Annotated in this window: 16 protein-coding genes; 8 read left to right on the top strand and 8 right to left on the bottom strand. The window is 67.7% G+C overall.

Features of this window, described 5'->3' with window-relative positions; all coding sequences use genetic code 11:
* From CAL18_RS13755 to CAL18_RS13740, 4 genes are all read left to right on the top strand, one after another.
* The gene (locus CAL18_RS13755) at positions 1 to 321 is read left to right on the top strand and encodes a non-heme iron oxygenase ferredoxin subunit (protein ID WP_026638621.1); all 321 of its coding nucleotides are present in this window, start codon (positions 1 to 3) and stop codon (positions 319 to 321) included.
* The gene (locus CAL18_RS13750; RefSeq protein ID WP_094818063.1) at positions 318 to 1,559 is read left to right on the top strand and encodes an NAD(P)/FAD-dependent oxidoreductase; all 1,242 of its coding nucleotides are present in this window, start codon (positions 318 to 320) and stop codon (positions 1,557 to 1,559) included. Before CAL18_RS13755 ends, CAL18_RS13750 begins: the two co-directional genes overlap by 4 nt.
* Positions 1,560 to 1,582: 23 nt before the next feature.
* Positions 1,583 to 2,005, top strand: a complete 423-nt coding sequence (locus CAL18_RS13745; RefSeq protein ID WP_051423656.1) for a nuclear transport factor 2 family protein — start codon at positions 1,583 to 1,585, stop codon at positions 2,003 to 2,005.
* Between the two features lie 167 nt (positions 2,006 to 2,172).
* Positions 2,173 to 3,156, top strand: a complete 984-nt coding sequence (locus CAL18_RS13740) for a Bug family tripartite tricarboxylate transporter substrate binding protein (protein WP_094797089.1) — start codon at positions 2,173 to 2,175, stop codon at positions 3,154 to 3,156.
* A gap of 6 nt (positions 3,157 to 3,162) precedes the next feature.
* Here the strand turns inward: CAL18_RS13740 and CAL18_RS13735 are convergent, their stop codons facing one another.
* Positions 3,163 to 3,630 carry a CopD family protein gene (locus CAL18_RS13735; RefSeq protein ID WP_026638617.1) on the bottom strand — a complete coding sequence of 156 codons (468 nt, stop codon included), beginning with the start codon at positions 3,628 to 3,630 and terminating at the stop codon, positions 3,163 to 3,165.
* A 145-nt stretch (positions 3,631 to 3,775) separates the two neighbouring features.
* Between CAL18_RS13735 and CAL18_RS13730 the strand changes: the two genes are divergently transcribed.
* Both CAL18_RS13730 and CAL18_RS13725 read left to right on the top strand, forming a co-directional pair.
* Complete coding sequence (locus CAL18_RS13730) at positions 3,776 to 4,258, top strand: YajQ family cyclic di-GMP-binding protein (protein WP_026638616.1); 483 nt, start codon at positions 3,776 to 3,778, stop codon at positions 4,256 to 4,258.
* Positions 4,259 to 4,356: 98 nt separating this feature from the next.
* Positions 4,357 to 4,740: a COG4315 family predicted lipoprotein gene (locus tag CAL18_RS13725; protein ID WP_038852036.1), complete on the top strand. Its 384-nt coding sequence runs from the start codon at positions 4,357 to 4,359 to the stop codon at positions 4,738 to 4,740.
* Between the two features lie 34 nt (positions 4,741 to 4,774).
* On the opposite strand, the gene CAL18_RS13720 is transcribed toward CAL18_RS13725, so the two are convergent.
* The 7 genes from CAL18_RS13720 to CAL18_RS13690 all read right to left on the bottom strand — a co-directional run bounded on the left by CAL18_RS13720 (position 4,775) and on the right by CAL18_RS13690 (position 13,064).
* The gene (locus tag CAL18_RS13720; protein WP_094818135.1) at positions 4,775 to 5,569 is read right to left on the bottom strand and encodes an EamA family transporter; all 795 of its coding nucleotides are present in this window, start codon (positions 5,567 to 5,569) and stop codon (positions 4,775 to 4,777) included.
* A gap of 141 nt (positions 5,570 to 5,710) precedes the next feature.
* On the bottom strand, positions 5,711 to 6,838 hold the full coding sequence (locus CAL18_RS13715; RefSeq protein WP_094797087.1) for a methyltransferase: 1,128 nt from the start codon (positions 6,836 to 6,838) through the stop codon (positions 5,711 to 5,713).
* Positions 6,839 to 6,943: 105 nt separating this feature from the next.
* A complete protein-coding gene (locus CAL18_RS13710) occupies positions 6,944 to 7,198 on the bottom strand; it encodes a formate dehydrogenase subunit delta (protein WP_094797086.1) in 255 nt (84 codons plus the stop codon).
* Between the two features lie 5 nt (positions 7,199 to 7,203).
* Complete coding sequence (fdhD, locus tag CAL18_RS13705; protein ID WP_026638612.1) at positions 7,204 to 8,037, bottom strand: formate dehydrogenase accessory sulfurtransferase FdhD; 834 nt, start codon at positions 8,035 to 8,037, stop codon at positions 7,204 to 7,206.
* An 8-nt stretch (positions 8,038 to 8,045) separates the two neighbouring features.
* Complete coding sequence (gene fdhF / locus CAL18_RS13700) at positions 8,046 to 10,922, bottom strand: formate dehydrogenase subunit alpha (RefSeq protein ID WP_094818062.1); 2,877 nt, start codon at positions 10,920 to 10,922, stop codon at positions 8,046 to 8,048.
* Between the two features lie 16 nt (positions 10,923 to 10,938).
* Complete coding sequence (locus tag CAL18_RS13695; RefSeq protein WP_094797085.1) at positions 10,939 to 12,507, bottom strand: formate dehydrogenase beta subunit; 1,569 nt, start codon at positions 12,505 to 12,507, stop codon at positions 10,939 to 10,941.
* Entirely contained in the window at positions 12,504 to 13,064 is a 561-nt protein-coding gene (locus tag CAL18_RS13690; RefSeq protein ID WP_094818061.1) for a formate dehydrogenase subunit gamma, read from the bottom strand. The genes CAL18_RS13695 and CAL18_RS13690 overlap by 4 nt, the downstream gene beginning before the upstream one ends.
* 153 nt (positions 13,065 to 13,217) lie before the next feature.
* Here CAL18_RS13690 and CAL18_RS13685 point away from each other — a divergent pair, with 153 nt between their 5' ends.
* Positions 13,218 to 14,333, top strand: coding sequence for a substrate-binding domain-containing protein (locus CAL18_RS13685; RefSeq protein WP_094818060.1), 1,116 nt, complete (start codon positions 13,218 to 13,220; stop codon positions 14,331 to 14,333).
* A gap of 7 nt (positions 14,334 to 14,340) precedes the next feature.
* Positions 14,341 to 15,453, top strand: coding sequence for a GTP 3',8-cyclase MoaA (moaA, locus tag CAL18_RS13680; protein ID WP_026638607.1), 1,113 nt, complete (start codon positions 14,341 to 14,343; stop codon positions 15,451 to 15,453).
* Positions 15,454 to 15,626: the final 173 nt, after the last annotated feature.

The following is a 15,626-nucleotide window of genomic DNA, read 5'->3' as shown; positions in this document are numbered from 1 at the left end:
ATGAGCAATTGGAAACCGGTGGCGATGATCCACGATATCTCGCCCGATACGAATACGCTGCGCGTCACGCTCGATGGCGAGGCAGTGTGCCTGTACAACCTGGACGGCGAAATCTGCGCCACGCAGGATCGTTGCCCGCACGGCAATGCGAGCCTGGCCGATGGCTACCTGGAAGACGGCACCATCGAGTGCCCGCTGCACCAGGGCGTGTTCGACATCCGTAGCGGCAAACCGCAGTGCCCGCCTGTCACCACAGACCTGAAGTGCTACGAGGTCAAGGTGGAAGGCGAGGCGATCATGCTGCGGTCCGAGCCGGCATGAGCGCGGACGCCATCGTCGTCGTGGGCGCCGGCCAGGCGGGCGGTTGGGCCGCCCGCACCCTGCGCGAGTGCGGCTATGGCGGCCGCATCATCCTGCTGGGCGCCGAGGCCCACGCTCCGTATGAACGCCCCCCGCTCAGCAAGGCCGTGCTGGCGGGCGCGGCCGCGCCGGAATCAGCCGCGCTGTGGCCGGCAGACGAGTGGAGCAGGCTGGATATCGAATTTCGTGCCGGATTGGCTGCTACGGAACTGCGCATTGCCGAACAGGCGGTGCTTGCGGCGGACGGGCAGCTTTTCGCCTATGACGCGCTGCTGCTATGCAGCGGCGGCCGCGCGCGGGTGCCCGGCGTGCCGGGCACGGACCTGCCGGGCGTGCATGTGCTGCGCACCCGCGATGACGCCATGCGGCTGCGGCAGGCGCTGGCCGGCGGCAAGCGCCTGGCCGTCGTCGGCGGCGGCTGGATCGGGCTGGAAGTCGCTGCCACTGCGCGGCAGATGGGCTGCGGCGTCACCGTTATCGAGCAGGCCGATCGCCTGTGCGCGCGCAGCGTACCGCCCGGGGTGTCTGCCTATCTGGCGGACCTGCATCGCGCCAACGGCGTCGATCTGGCGATGGGTGCGGGGCTGTTGCGGATCCAGGCAGACGGCCCGGCGCTCGAACTGGTGCTGGCCGATGAACGGCGCGTGCCGGCGGATGTGGTGGTGCTGGGCGTGGGGCTGCAGCCCTGCGACGAACTGGCCCGCGCCGCGGGTATTGCCTGCGATGGCGGTGTGCTGGTTGACGAGTACTGCCGCAGCTCGGCGCCCAATGTGTACGCCGCGGGCGATGTCGCGGTGATGACCTTGCAGGCCGGCATGCGGGTGCGGCTGGAGTCCTGGCAGAACGCGCAGGACCAGGGTATTGCCGCTGCGCGAGCCGCGCTGGGGCAGGGCGCGCCTTACGTGCCCACCGGCGCGGTGTGGTCGGAGCAGTACGACGCCATGATCCAGAGTGTCGGATTCGTGCAGCGGGCAGCCGCCGAGGCTTTGCGCCCGCTGGCTTCGCAGAACGGGCTGCTTTCCGTCGGCCTGGACGCCGACGGCCGCGCGGTATCGGCGGTGGCGATCAACGCCGGTCGGGATGTGCGCCAGCTGCGCACGTGGGTGGCCGAGGCAGCGTGCCTGGATGCGTCGTTGCTGGCGCGTACGGATGCCCCGCTCGCCACGGCCCAGCTGCGTCCGGCCGCTGCGACGGCGTAAGCATTGATTTCAGGAGCAAGACCATGGACAAAAACTATCCCGACCATGCCGTGAAGGCTGACTGCGAAGCCGTGGTGCTGGCGTTCTTCCACGCCCTGGACCAGCGTCGCCATGAAGACGTTGCCGCTTTGATGGCCGAAGACGGCGTCTGGATGCGGCAGGGCAAGGCGTTGCGCGGGCCGCGGGAGGTCCTGCAGGCCTTGCACGCCCGTCCCGCCGGGCGCGCCACCTGTCATGTCATCACCAACTTGCGGCTGCTGTCGGCCAGCGCCGGTCGTGCCGAGCTGGGCTACTACCTGACAGCCTATGAAAGCGTGGCGCAGGACGGTACGGCCGGCGCGCCACGCCTGGTGGCCATTCGAGATTGCCGCGACACGCTGGTGCAGACGCCGCAAGGGTGGCGCCTGGCCGACAAGCAAAGCCGGCGGCACCTGCCGCCTGAATGAATCTGTGCTGTTTACGGTTCTTGCCGGACCAGCGCTGGCTAGACGAAGTTGCGACCCGGCAGCCGTACCGTGCCGCTTCCATAACGATCCATAACGACCGCCGTGCTGCCAAGCATGCGGCGGCGACTGGCAAACCTCGATGTGACGTTTTTACTCAGGAGACACTCATGAAGACTGCTAACGCCATGGTGCATGGCTTGCGGGCCTTGCTGGTGGCTGCCGCCGTGGCCGCCGCCCCGGCGCACGCCGACACCACTTTCAATCGACCGTTGACGCTGATCGTGCCCTTTGCCGCGGGCGGGGGCGGCGATACGCTGGCCCGCATGGTGGCGGACCCGCTCGGCCGCGAACTCGGACAGACCATCGTCGTGGAGAACCGGCCGGGCGCGGGCGGAAATATCGGCTCGGCCATGGGCGCGCGCGCCACGCCGGACGGGTACACGCTGACCTACGGCACCAACGGTACGCAGGCGATGAACCATTGGCTATACAAGTCGCCAGGCTATACGCCGCAGGATTTCGAGCCGGTATCGCGCTTTACCACGATCGCGGCGGCACTGGTGGTCAAGGGCGACGACGAACGGTTCAAGACCTTGCAGCAACTGCTTGCCTACGCTAAGCAGAACCCGGGCGAGCTGACCTGTGGATCGGCGGGCAATGGCACCACGTCGCACCTGGCCTGTGAATTGCTCAAGCAGATGACGGGCGTGGACATCCGGCACATTCCCTACAAGGGCGGAGCCGCTGCCATGACCGACCTGCTGGGCGGGCGCATCTCGCTGTTGATCGACGTAATGCCCAATGTGGCGGGGCAGGTCGGCGCGGGCAAGTTGCGTGCGCTGGCAGTCACGACGCCCGAGCGCGCGGCCTCGCATCCCGATGTGCCGACCATCGGCGAAAGCGGCGTGTCGGGCTACGAATTTTTTGCTTGGGATGGCCTGTACGCGCCCAAAGGTACGCCGCCGGCCGTACTGGACACTTTGAACGCCGCGGTGCAGCGTGCGCTGCAGCGGCCTGAAGTGCGCCAGGCCCTGGAGGCGCGCGGCGCGACGCCGGCCGCGACCTCGCGCAAGGAGTTCGCCGAGTTCGGCGCCGTGGAATACGAGCGCCTGGGCAAGGTCGTGCAGTCGGCGGGCGCCGCTGTCGACTGAAGCCGGCTATCCCAGCATGACCACCGCCACGGTGGCGAGCCCCAGCAGCAGGTTGACCGCCACCCAGGTCTTGATCGACCCCATGGCGGCGCCCGCGGCCGGCCATTGGCCGGCCTGCACGGCGGCCGACAGGCGCGGGTAAAGCGCGAAGCGGATATGTCCGAAGATGGCGGCCATGACGACCCCCAGGGCCGCCATGGCCGTCCATGACGGCGGCATGTGAAAGCTGCCGCCCGATTCGGCCGCCTGGCGGGCCGAGCGTCCGATCATCCAGGCGCCGCTGAGCAGCGTCGCGGCGACGGCCAGCATGACCGCGTTCAGAAACCTGCCGAGCGTTTCGCGCATCAGCGTCAGCCGTTGCGGGGGCTCCAGGCACGTGGCGGCCGGCCTGAGAAAACAGTATGCGAAGATCATGCCTCCTACCCACAGGATGATGGCCAGGACGTGCACGAGCTTCAAAAGGCTATAGAACATAAATGTATTCCGTTGGCGGCATGAAAGGACGGTCCTGCCGCATCATATCGCCCGCCTGGCCCCCCAAGGCCAAAACGACATAAACTTTATGCAGGAAGGGCGGCGACGGGCCGCCTGGTTTGATTTCTTTATACAGGTTACAGCCATGCCCAGTTTCGACGTGGTTTCCGAAGTGGACAAGCACGAACTCAGTAACGCGGTCGACCAGGCCAATCGCGAACTGGCCACCCGCTTCGACTTCAAGGGCACCGACGCCAAGTTCGAGCTCGAAGGGTTCGTGGTGACCCAGGTGGCCCCCAGTGCATTCCAGCTCAGGCAAATGCTCGACATCCTGCGAGGCCGCATGTCGGCGCGGGGCATCGACGTGCGCTGCCTGGAAGTGGCCGACCCCCTCGAAAACCTGGCCGGCGCGCGCCAGAAAGTCACGGTGCGCCAAGGCATCGAACAGCCTGTGGCCAAGAAGCTGATAGCCGCCATCAAGGCGGCCAAACTCAAGGTCGAAAGCCAGATCAACGGCGACAAGCTGCGCGTCAGCGGCAAGAAGCGCGACGATCTCCAGGAAGCCATTGCCCTGCTGCGCAAGACCGACGTCGACTTGCCGCTGCAGTTCCAGAATTTCCGCGACTGAGCCAGGCGCGCCCCGGGCCTGCGTTGGCCGCGCGCCCGGGAATAAAACGGTTGCGGCAGACGTCTACCTCGTGCTGTATCCCACCCAAGGAGACCACCATGATTGCCGTACGTTTTGCTGGCGCCCGCCAGGCCGCCCTGCTGGCCGCGTGCACCCTGTTTGCCGCCTCGGCCTACGCCCAGGCTCCCGTCAAGACTCAGAACGGGGTGCTGGCCGATTCGGCCGGCATGACCCTGTACACCTTCGATAAAGACAGTGACGGCAAGAGCGCCTGCAGCGGGCAGTGCGCGCAGAACTGGCCACCTCTGGCCGCTTCCGCCGACGCCAAGCCCGACGGCGACTACACCATCATCAACCGCGACGACGGCACGCGGCAATGGGCCTACAAGGGCAAGCCGCTCTATCTGTTCGTGAAAGACACCAAGCCCGGCGACATGACGGGCGACAAGGTGCGGGACATCTGGCATGTTGTGAAGCCCTGACGCAGCCGGGCCGCCAGGGGGCGGCCCGGCTGCGTCAGCGCGCGCCGGCGGTGATGCCAGCCGACGCCAGCACAATGGCCACCACGGCCGTCCATTGCATCAGGGTGAGCGTTTCGCCCAGGAACATCAGTCCCGACAGGGCGGCGAACACCGGTTCCAGGCTGAGCAAGGTGCCGAAGATGCGCACCGGCATGCGGGTCAGCACGGTGATTTCCAGGGCATAGGGCAGGGCGCTGGACAGCACCGCCACGCCCAGCGCAAAAGGCAGGAACTGCGGCGAGAAAAGCGCGGCGCCGGCCTGCGCCAGCCCGAAGGGCAGGACGGCAAGCGCCGCCACGGTGGCGGCGATGGCGAGCGCCTGTGTGCCCACGCGCACGCCCACCCGGCGGCCCAGCACGATGTACAGCGCCCAGCCCAGCCCCGCCGCCAGCGCATACAGCATGCCGGCCGGGTCCAGGTTGCGCGCATCGGCGCCATGCAGCATCAGCAGCAGCAGGCCCGCGGCGGCCAGCGCGATCCATGCAAAATCGGCCGCCCGGCGCGAGCTGAGCAGGGCTACGGCCAGCGGCCCCACGAATTCCAGCGCCACCGCAATGCCCAGCGGAATCGTGCGCAACGACATGTAGAACATCAGGTTCATGCCGCCCAGCGACAGGCCGTACGCCACGACCAGCGGCCATGCGGACGGCGCCATGCGGACGCGCCAGGGCCGGAAGTAAGCCAGCAACAGCAGCGCCGACAAGGCCAGCCGCAGCGCCGCCGTGCCCTGCGCGCCGACGGCAGGGAACAAATGCTTGGCCAAAGCGGCGCCGCCCTGGATGGACACCATGGCGGCCATCAGCAACAGAACGGGAACGAGCGCGGTAGCAGGTTGGCGCGGGGCGGACGAAGGCATGCTGCGTGGATGCCGGGCCGAAGATGGCCGGCAGCTAGGCCATTCTACGGGAGCGGCGCGGCGGGCGACGCGGCTTCAGGCGGCGGCCAGCCGCCACAGCGAGGTCACTTCCGCCGAGCGCGCGGCGTGCAGCGGGTCGCTCGCATCGGCGGCGCGCGGGTGGCTGGGGCGGGCGTCCAGGCGGCCCACCACGCGCAGCCCGGCCTGCGCGAAACGGTCGGCCAGCTCGCCGGGCTGGCGCAGGCCCAGGTGCTCGGCCAGGTCGGACATGATCAGCCATCCTTCGCCGCCGGCTTCCAGGTGCGCTGTCAACCCCTGCAGAAAGCCCGCGAGCATGCGGCTTTCGGGGTCGTAGATGGCGTATTCCACGGGTGCGCCGGGCCGCGCCGGCAGCCAGGGCGGGTTGCACACGATCAGCGTCGCCTTGCCTTCGGGAAACAGATCCGCCTGCTGCAGCGCGACGTTCGGTTGCAGCCCCAGCCGTTCCAGGTTTTCGCGCGCGCAGGCAAGGGCGCGCGGATCCTGGTCGGTGGCGACGACGCGGGGCACGCCGCGGCGGGCCAGCACGGCGGCAAGCACGCCGGTGCCCGTGCCGATGTCAAAGGCCAGCGACGGCACACCGGCCGGCAGCGGCGCGCGAGCCACCAGGTCGATGTATTCGCCGCGCACCGGCGAAAACACGCCATAGTGCGGGTGAATGCGAGCCTGCAGTGCGGCGATGGGCACGCCCTTCTTGCGCCATTCGTGCGCGCCGATCACGCCCTGCAGTTCGCGCAGCGACGCAAGGTAAGGGCCGGGCGCGGGGCCGTATGCCTGCATGCAGGCTTGCCGGGCATCGGGCGCGCGCCGCAGCGCGATGCCATGGTCGGCCTCGAACGGCAGCAGCAGGCTGCCCAAGAGGCGCGCCCGCTGGGCCTGGGCCATGCGGTGGCGGTTGAACGCATCCAGCGCATTGGCCGCGGGCTTGCGCGGCTTCTGGTCGATGCGGCGCGCCAGGGCCTGCAGCAGCTGGCGCGCATTATGGAAGTCGCCCCGCCACAGCAGGTGCGTGCCTGCGCACACATGGCGATATGCCACCGACGCCGGCATGCGGTCGTCGGCAATGTCGATGCGGGCGGGGGGTGCAGCGCCAGACTCGGAACGCCAATAGGCGCTGCAAGCCTGGCCGGATTCTGTCCAGTGGACAATAGGTAGAGACGGCATGCGGGCAGGGGGCGGGCGCTGGGACTGCCGGCACTGTAGCAGGTTCCTTGGGCTGCCGCGGCGTACGCGCGCGTTGCGGCCGTGCCGGCTATCCGGGCATGCGCGTCATCGGGCCGGGGCCGGCGTCAGGCGCTCGCGATGCTTCGTCACGGCCTCGAGCACCAGCGGGTCCAGGCGCACGTCGTCGTGCTGTCCGTCGGCATGCCGGGCCAGGGATTCCAGCAAGGCGGTGCGCATGCGCGGTTCCCACGATCTCTGGATGTGGCTGGCGATGCCCTCCAGCGCTTCTTCGCGGTCGGGCTGGGCGCCGAAAAAGTCGCCGATGCGGTTGGCCATGCGTATCAGGTTTGCGGTGTCCATGTCGGTCAGGATGCGATGCGTTCAGGGTGGGTGTACAGGGTGGCGTCGGCGTTGCGCACAAAGCCCAGCAGCGCCACGTTTGTGGTCTGCGCCACGCGGATGGCGAGCGCCGTGGGCGCCGACACGGCGGCCAGCACGCCGATGCCCGCCGCCGCGCATTTCTGCACCATCTCGAAGCTCGCCCGGCTGGACACCAGCGCCATGCCGGCGCCGGGCGGCTCGCCCAGGCGGGCGAGCGCGCCCACGAGCTTGTCCAGCGCGTTGTGGCGGCCGACGTCTTCGCGCACCAGGCGCACCCGGCCTTGCGCATCGGCCCAGCCGGCCGCGTGCGTGGCCCCCGTCAGGTCGTGCAACGGCTGGCCCGCCCGCAGGGCGCGCATGGCGCGCAACACCGAGGCGAGGGGAATGGGCCGGGCGCCGGCGGCCACGGGCGGCAACTGCCGCAGCACCTCGCCCAGGGTTTCCACGCCGCACAGACCGCAGCCGGTGCGGCCGGCCATGGCCCGGCGGCGCTGCTTCAGGCGCGCCTCGCAGGCGCTGGAAATCTCGATCTGCACCACGATGCCGTTGAACTGCGGCGCGATCTCGATGCCGCGGATGTCGCCGGGCTGGCCGACGATGCCTTCGGTCAGCGAGAAGCCCAGCGCGAAGTCTTCCAGGTCGCCGGGCGTGGCCAGCATGGTGGCGTGGCTGATGCCGTTGTATTCGAGCGCGACGGGCGTTTCCTCGGCCACCCTGTCTTGCTGCGTGGCGGCATCCGCGGCGCCGCCGCGCACGCGCACCACGGTGGCATCGGCGTAGTCCGGGCGCGCCACGCCGGCAGGAGTCTGGCAGTCCATGGCCATGTCTACTTGCCGCCGAGCACGGCTTTTGCGCCGCGTTCCCGCTCGCGCAGCAGCTTGTGCTGCACTTCGGTGAACCGCGACCACTGGCGCTGCCATTCCGACGGCTGGGATACGCGCATCACCTGCACCGCCGTCACCTTGTATTCGGGGCAGTTCGTGGCCCAGTCGGAACTGTCGGTGGTCACCACGTTGGCGCCCGATTCGGGGAAGTGGAACGTGGTGTACACCACGCCGGGCTGTACGCGGTCGGTCAGCGTGGCGCGCAGCACCGTTTCGCCCGCGCGGCTCTGCACTCCTACCCAGTCGCCTTCGGCGATGCCGCGGTCTTCCGCGTCCTGGGGATGGAGCTCGAGCACGTCTTCGCTGTGCCACACCACGTTGGGGGTGCGGCGGGTTTGCGCTCCCACGTTGTATTGCGACAGTATCCGGCCCGTGGTCAGCAGCAGCGGGTACTTGCGCGTGCTGCGCTCATCCGAGGGCACGTACTTGGTAATGAAGAACTTGCCCTTGCCGCGCACGAACTCGTCGATATGCATGATGGGCGTGCCTTCGGGGGCCTGGGCGTTGCACGGCCACTGCAGGCTGCCCATGCGTTCGAGCTTGTCGTACGACACACCTGCGAATGTCGGCGTCAGGCGCGCGATCTCGTCCATGATCTCGGCGGGATGGCGATAATTCATGGGGTAGCCCAGGGCGTTGGACAGCGCGGCCGTGATCTGCCAGTCGGCCATGCCGTTGCGCGGCTCCATGACTTTGCGCACCCGCGAGATGCGTCGTTCGGCGTTCGTGAAAGTGCCGTCCTTTTCCAGGAACGACGAACCGGGCAGGAACACGTGCGCATACTTGGCGGTTTCGTTCAGGAACAGGTCCTGCACCACGATGCATTCCATGGCCGACAGCGCTGCGGCCACGTGCTGGGTGTTGGGGTCGGACTGCACGATGTCCTCGCCCTGGCAGTACAGGCCCTTGAAGCTGCCGCCCAGCGCCGCGTCGAACATATTGGGAATGCGCAGGCCCGGCTCGGCCTGCAGCGTCACGCCCCAATCGGCCTCGAACTCGCTGCGCACCCGGGCGTCGGATACGTGGCGGTAGCCGGGCAATTCGTGCGGGAACGAACCCATGTCGCACGAGCCCTGAACGTTGTTCTGGCCGCGCAAGGGATTCACGCCCACGCCCTCGCGCCCGATATTGCCGGTGGCCATGGCCAGGTTGGCGATGGCCATCACGGCGGTAGAACCCTGGCTGTGCTCGGTGACGCCCAGGCCGTAGTAAATGGAGCCGTTGCCGCCGGTGGCATACAGGCGGGCGGCGCCGCGCACATGCGCGGCCGGCACGCCAGTCGTGGCTTCGGTGGCTTCGGGCGAGTTCTCGGGCCGCGCCACGAATTCGCGCCATTGCTCAAAGGCTTTTGCTTCGCAGCGCTGCGCCACGAAAGGCTCGTTGACCAGGCCTTCGGTGACAATGACGTGCGCCAGCGCGGTAAGCAGCGCCACGTTGGTGCCGGGGCGCACGGGCAGGTGGAAGTCGGCCTTGATGTGCGGCGCATCCACCAGTTCGATGCGGCGCGGGTCGATCACGATCAGGCGCGCCCCTTCTCGCAGGCGCCGCTTCATGCGCGAGGCGAACACCGGATGGGCGCTGCTGGGATTGGCGCCCATCAGGACGACCACGTCGGTGTGCATGATGGAGTCGAACGTCTGCGTGCCGGCCGACTCGCCCAGCGTCTGCTTCAACCCATAGCCGGTGGGCGAGTGGCACACGCGCGCGCAGGTGTCCACGTTGTTGGTACCGAACGCCGCACGCACCAGCTTCTGCACCAGCCAGGTTTCTTCGTTCGTGCAGCGCGACGAGGTGATGCCGCCGATGGCGTCGCGCCCGTGATCGGCCTGGATGCGGCGGAATTCCGATGCGGCATAGTCGATGGCTTCCTGCCAGGAAACCTCGCGCCACGGGTCCGTGATGCGCTTGCGTATCATGGGCTTGAGCACGCGGTCTTTGTGCGTGGCATAGCCCCAGGCGAAGCGGCCCTTCACACAGGCATGGCCGCGGTTGGCCTGGCCGTCTTTCCAGGGCACCATGCGCACCACTTCCTGGCCCTTCATTTCGGCCTTGAAGCCGCAGCCCACGCCGCAATAGGCGCAAGTGGTAATCACCGAATGCTCGGCCTGGCCCATGGCGATGACGCTCTTTTCCTGCAGCGTGGAAGTCGGGCAGGCCTGCACACAGGCGCCGCACGATACGCATTCGCTCTGCAGGAAAGGCTGGTCCTGGCCGGCCGACACGCGCGACGCAAAGCCCTTGCCGGATATCGTCAGGGCAAACGTGCCCTGCGTTTCCTCGCAGGCGCGCACGCAGCGGTTGCAGACAATGCACTTGGATGGGTCGTACGAAAAGTACGGGTTGGAATCGTCTGTCTTGTCATGCAGGTGGTTCGCGCCGTCGAATCCGTAGCGCACCGCGCGCAGCCCCACCACGCCTGCCATGTCCTGCAATTCGCAATTGCCGTTGGCCGGGCAGGTCAGGCAATCGAGCGGGTGGTCAGATATATACAGCTCCATCACGCCCCGCCGCAGCTCGTGCAGTCTGGGGGTTTCGGTGTGCACCACCATGCCCTCTTCGACCGGCGTGGTGCACGATGCCGGATAGCCGCGCCGGCCGTCGATCTGCACCAGGCACAGGCGGCACGACCCAAAGGGTTCCAGGCTGTCCGTGGCGCACAGCTTGGGGATATTGATGCCGGACTCGGCTGCGGCGCGCATCACCGAGGTGCCTTCGGGCACGCTTACCGGACGGCCATCTATGGTGAGCGTCACCATGTTTTCGGACACCCGGGCCGGCGTGCCCAGGTCGCGTTCGCGCTTGATGACGGTTTCGAGCATTGCGGTCTCGCTATGGTCAGGCCGGGTGCGCGGCCGCGGTGGCGGCCAGCCCGAAGTCTTCAGGAAAGTGGTTCAACGCGGACAGCACCGGGTAGGGCGTCATGCCCCCCAGCGCGCAAAGCGATCCGCCCAGCATGGTGTCGCACAGGTCGCGCAGCAGGTGCACCTGCTGCTCGTGGCCGGCGCCGCGCGCCGCGATCCTGTCCAGCGTTTCGACGCCGCGCACCGCGCCGATGCGGCATGGCGTGCACTTGCCACAGGACTCCACTGCGCAGAACTCCATGGCATAGCGCGCCATGCGGGCCATGTCCACCGTGTCGTCGAACGCCACAATGCCGCCATGGCCGACCATGGCCGAGATGGCGGCATAGGCTTCGTAATCCAGCGGCGCGTCCCATTGCGATTCGGGCAGGTATGCGCCCAGCGGCCCGCCCACCTGCACCGCGCGCAGCGGCCGGCCCGACGCGCTGCCCCCGCCGTAGTCGTAGAGCAGTTCGCGCAAGGTGATGCCGAAGGCCACTTCGACCAGCCCGCCGCGCTTGATATTGCCCGCCAGCTGGAACGGCAGCGTGCCCTGCGAACGGCCCATGCCGTAGTCGCGATAGAACGCCGCGCCGCGCGCCAGGATGATGGGTACCGTAGCCAGCGATATGACGTTGTTGATGACCGTGGGCTTGCCGAACAGGCCCGCGATGGCGGGCAGCGGCGGCTTGGCGCGCACCACGCCGCGCTTGCCTTCCAGGCTTTCGAGCAGCGACGTTTCTTCGCCGCAGATATAGGCGCCGGCGCCTTTGCGCACTTCCAGGTCGAACCCGCGGCCGCTGCCCTGAATATCGCTGCCCAGCCAGCCCGCCGCGCGGGCGCGCTCGATGGCGGCGTTCAGCGTCGCGATGGCATGCGGGTATTCGGACCGCACATAGATGTACCCGTAGGTGGCGCCGACGGCGAGCCCGGCGATGATCATGCCTTCGATGAGCACGTACGGATCGCCTTCCATGATCAGGCGGTCCGAAAATGTGCCCGAATCGCCTTCATCTGCATTGCAGACGATGTACTTCTGGTCGGAAGGCGTGCCCAGCACGGTCTTCCACTTGATGCCGGCGGGAAAGGCCGCCCCGCCGCGCCCGCGCAGACCGGATTCGGTGATTTCGTCGACGATCTGCTGCGGCGACAGGCTCAGTGCGCGCCGCACTCCCTGCAGGCCTTCGTGCGCGGCGTAGTCCTGCAGTGACAAGGGGTCGGTAATGCCGGCCCGCGCAAAGGTCAGGCGCTGCTGGTTCTTCAGGTAGCCGATTTCCTGCGTGGGGCCATGGCACAACGGGTGCGCGCCGCCTTGCAGCCAGCCTGCGTCGAACAGCCCCGGCACGTCCTCCGGCTGAACGGGGCCATACGCGATGCGTCCGGCGGGTGTGGCGACTTCGGCCAGGGGTTCAAGCCAAAGCAGGCCGCGCGACCCATTGCGCACCAGGTTCACGGCCAGGCCGCGGCGCGCCGCCTCTTGCGCTATGGCCAGGGCCACGGCATCGGCTTCCATCGCCAATGCCGCGGCGTCGCGAGGCAGATACACGGTGACGGGCGTACTCATGGCCGGGCTCCGCTGTCTTGTGCGGCACGGTCCAGCAAGCGGCCGAGTTTGTCCGCCGTCACTCGCGCATGCGGCTGTCCGTCCAGCATGATGGCCGGAGATTGGGCGCACAGCCCCAGGCAATATACGGGTTCGAGCGACACGGCGCCGTCGGCCGTGGTGCCGTGGAAATCGCAGCCCAGCGTCCGGCGGGCATGCTCGGCCAGCTGCTCGGCCCCCATGGCCTGACAGGATTCGGCCCGGCACACTTCCAGCACATGGCGGCCCGCCGGCTGCGTGCGGAAGTGGGGGTAGAAGGTCAGCACGCCGTGCACCTCGGCGCGCGACAGGTTCAGCGCCCGGGCAATGGGCGCAACACTGTCGGCCGGGATACAGCCCAGTTCTTCCTGCACGGCGTGCAGGATGGGCAGGAGCGCGCCGGGCTGGTGGCGCAGGCGCTCGGCGATGCGAGCCGCGGCGGTCGCGGCGGGCGATTCCTTCGCGATGGGAATGGCGGCTGCGCGGCCCGGCGCGGGGCCGGACTTGGCAGGGTCGGGTGGCGCCATTGGCGTGGACATGGCTATCTCCGTACAGCGGCCTTGGGCAGGCCGCCATGGTTCTTGTTTCGCGCATGACACGGACTAATATGCTAATAAAAACATATAAATCGCTTGCCATCGCCGGATGGGCGTACTCTAATCGCCAAAAGTACGGTCTTCAATAAGAAATAAATGACATATAAGTTTCGTGTCGGACTGCGCCCCGAATGGGTGCTCGAGGGTGATCCGGGTCATCCGGCCCACCCATTGCCGGACATGCTGGCCCTGCTGTCGGCGATCGACGCCACGGGGAACATCGCCGGCGCGTGCCGCGCCTGCGGGCTGTCGTATCGCCATGCATGGGGCATACTGCGGCGCTTCGAAACCCTGTTCGGTACGCAGCTGCTGATCACACGGCGGCGGCAGGGCACCGTGCTGTCGCCCTTTGCGCAGCGCCTGTTGTGGGCCAATCGCCGCATTCAGGCGCGTCTGATGCCCACCCTGGAAAGCCTGGCTTCCGAACTTCAGGAAGAGCTCGAAAAACTGCTGCCGGAACCGGCGTCCCACTTGCGCCTGCATGCCAGCCACGGCTTCGCGGTAGAAGCGCTGATGCAGCACATGAGCGGCCGCCAGCCGGGCCTGGAACTGCGCTACCGCACCGCCATCGAGGCGCTGGCCTCGCTTGAGCGCGGCGAGTGCGACCTGGCCGGCTTCCAGGTTCCCACGGGCGATTTCGAGGCGCCCATCATGGCGCGCTATGCGTCGTGGCTGATGCCCGATGACTATCTGCTGATCCACCTGGCCGTGCGCAACACGGGCTTGTTCGTCGAGCAGGGCAATCCCAAGCGCATCCGCTGCATGGCCGACCTGGCGCGGGCCGACGTGCGTTTCGTGAACCGGCAGATCGGTTCCAGCACGCGATTCCTGGTTGAAGTCATGCTGGCGCAGGCCGGCGTGGCCATTGGCGATGTCAGCGGCTACGACACCAATGAATTCACCCACATGGCCATCGCGGCGCACATCGCCAGCGGCATGGCCGATACCGGCGTCGGCGTGGAAACCGCGGCCTGGCGTTTCGGACTGGACTTCATCCCGCTGGTGCGCGAACGCTACTTTTTCGCCATCCGGCGCAACGCCCTGGATACGCCCGCCATGCAGGATCTGCTTGGCATCATGCGGGGAGACGAGTACCTTTCTTATATCCGCCAGTTGGCGGGCTACGACGCGACCGACACCGGCAAGCTGCAGACCATGGCCGCGGCCTTCCCGTCCCTGTACGGAGCACGGGCCGGGCAGGGCACGCTATGATGTGCGAATGAGCAAAGTGATCTACCTGGCTGACCGGTCCGCGCAAGGCGCGGGCCTCTTGCCGCAGGCACCGTTGCCGGCAGCGGGCCAGCCTGCTCGCGACACGCGCGCGCGGCCCATGCGCGACCTGCGCATCTCGGTCACCGATCGCTGCAATTTCCGCTGTACGTATTGCATGCCGCGCGAAGTCTTCGACGGCAACTATGCGTTCATGCCGCAGTCGGCCTTGCTGTCGTTCGAAGAAATCACACGCCTGGCGCGGTTGTTCGCGCAACTGGGCGTCGAAAAAATCCGCCTCACCGGCGGCGAGCCCTTGCTGCGCAAGAATATCGAGGCGCTGATCGCCATGCTGGCCGAAGTGCGCACCCCGGCCGGGCTTCCGCTCGAATTGACACTCACCACCAACGGCACGCTGCTCACGCGCAAGGCGCGCGCGCTGAAGCAGGCCGGCCTGAGTCGTGTCACGGTCAGCCTGGATGCGCTCGATGCGGCGATGTTCGCGCGCATGAGCGACAGTGCGTTCACCCCCGACGATGTGTTGCGCGGCATTGATGCGGCCGCCGAAGCCGGGCTTGCGCCGGTCAAGGTCAATATGGTGGTGCGGCGCGGGCTGAACGACGACCAGATCCTGCCGATGGCGCAACGCTTTCGCCATACTGGCCACGTGCTGCGCTACATCGAATATATGGACGTGGGCACGACCAACGGCTGGAACCTCAAGGAAGTGGTGCCCAGCAGCGAAGTGCTGCAGATTATCGGGCGGGCGCATCCGTTGCGGCCGCTCGAAACCGACCCCATGGGCCGCGTGGCCGAACGTTGGGGGTATGCCGATGGCGGCGGCGAAATCGGCGTGATCTCCAGTGTCACACAGGCCTTCTGCGGCGGCTGTACGCGCGCGCGCCTGTCGCCGGAAGGCAAAGTGTTCCTGTGCCTGTTCGCGACGCAAGGCCACGATCTGCGCGACCTGCTGCGCAGCGGCGCAGACGACGAGCACATTGCACGCGCCATCGCCGGCGTCTGGGCCCGGCGCGACGACCACTACTCCGAACTCCGCGGCCGCGGCACCCCCATGCCCACCCTGGGCGAACGCAAAGTCGAAATGAGCTACATCGGCGGATAGCCGAGTGTGCAGGTGTCTGACACCTTCGGAGTCAGACACCGCCACCACCCACGCACCCGCCAGCCGTCAAAACACGGTGCGGTGTCTGACTCCCGAAGGGTGTCTGACACCTCCGGAGTCAGACACCGCCACCCACGCACGCGCCAGCCGTCAAAACACGGTGCGGTGTCTGT

This window comes from Bordetella genomosp. 7, assembly GCF_002261415.1.
Lineage (GTDB): Bacteria > Pseudomonadota > Gammaproteobacteria > Burkholderiales > Burkholderiaceae_B > Bordetella_A.
This window is presented reverse-complemented; position numbering and strand designations above follow the sequence as displayed.

Bases quoted from the DNA above. Each gene is read 5' to 3' on its own strand.
- CAL18_RS13695 (WP_094797085.1), bottom strand. From the start codon at position 12,507: ATGAGTACGCCCGTCACCGTGTATCTGCCTCGCGACGCCGCGGCATTG.
- CAL18_RS13690 (WP_094818061.1), bottom strand. From the start codon at position 13,064: ATGTCCACGCCAATGGCGCCACCCGACCCTGCCAAGTCCGGCCCCGCG.
- CAL18_RS13725 (WP_038852036.1), top strand. From the start codon at position 4,357: ATGATTGCCGTACGTTTTGCTGGCGCCCGCCAGGCCGCCCTGCTGGCC.
- CAL18_RS13685 (WP_094818060.1), top strand. From the start codon at position 13,218: ATGACATATAAGTTTCGTGTCGGACTGCGCCCCGAATGGGTGCTCGAG.
- CAL18_RS13740 (WP_094797089.1), top strand. From the start codon at position 2,173: ATGAAGACTGCTAACGCCATGGTGCATGGCTTGCGGGCCTTGCTGGTG.
- moaA (WP_026638607.1), top strand. From the start codon at position 14,341: ATGAGCAAAGTGATCTACCTGGCTGACCGGTCCGCGCAAGGCGCGGGC.
- CAL18_RS13715 (WP_094797087.1), bottom strand. From the start codon at position 6,838: ATGCCGTCTCTACCTATTGTCCACTGGACAGAATCCGGCCAGGCTTGC.
- CAL18_RS13720 (WP_094818135.1), bottom strand. From the start codon at position 5,569: ATGGTGTCCATCCAGGGCGGCGCCGCTTTGGCCAAGCATTTGTTCCCT.
- CAL18_RS13750 (WP_094818063.1), top strand. From the start codon at position 318: ATGAGCGCGGACGCCATCGTCGTCGTGGGCGCCGGCCAGGCGGGCGGT.
- CAL18_RS13755 (WP_026638621.1), top strand. From the start codon at position 1: ATGAGCAATTGGAAACCGGTGGCGATGATCCACGATATCTCGCCCGAT.
- fdhF (WP_094818062.1), bottom strand. From the start codon at position 10,922: ATGCTCGAAACCGTCATCAAGCGCGAACGCGACCTGGGCACGCCGGCC.
- CAL18_RS13735 (WP_026638617.1), bottom strand. From the start codon at position 3,630: ATGTTCTATAGCCTTTTGAAGCTCGTGCACGTCCTGGCCATCATCCTG.
- CAL18_RS13730 (WP_026638616.1), top strand. From the start codon at position 3,776: ATGCCCAGTTTCGACGTGGTTTCCGAAGTGGACAAGCACGAACTCAGT.
- CAL18_RS13745 (WP_051423656.1), top strand. From the start codon at position 1,583: ATGGACAAAAACTATCCCGACCATGCCGTGAAGGCTGACTGCGAAGCC.
- fdhD (WP_026638612.1), bottom strand. From the start codon at position 8,037: ATGGACTGCCAGACTCCTGCCGGCGTGGCGCGCCCGGACTACGCCGAT.
- CAL18_RS13710 (WP_094797086.1), bottom strand. From the start codon at position 7,198: ATGGACACCGCAAACCTGATACGCATGGCCAACCGCATCGGCGACTTT.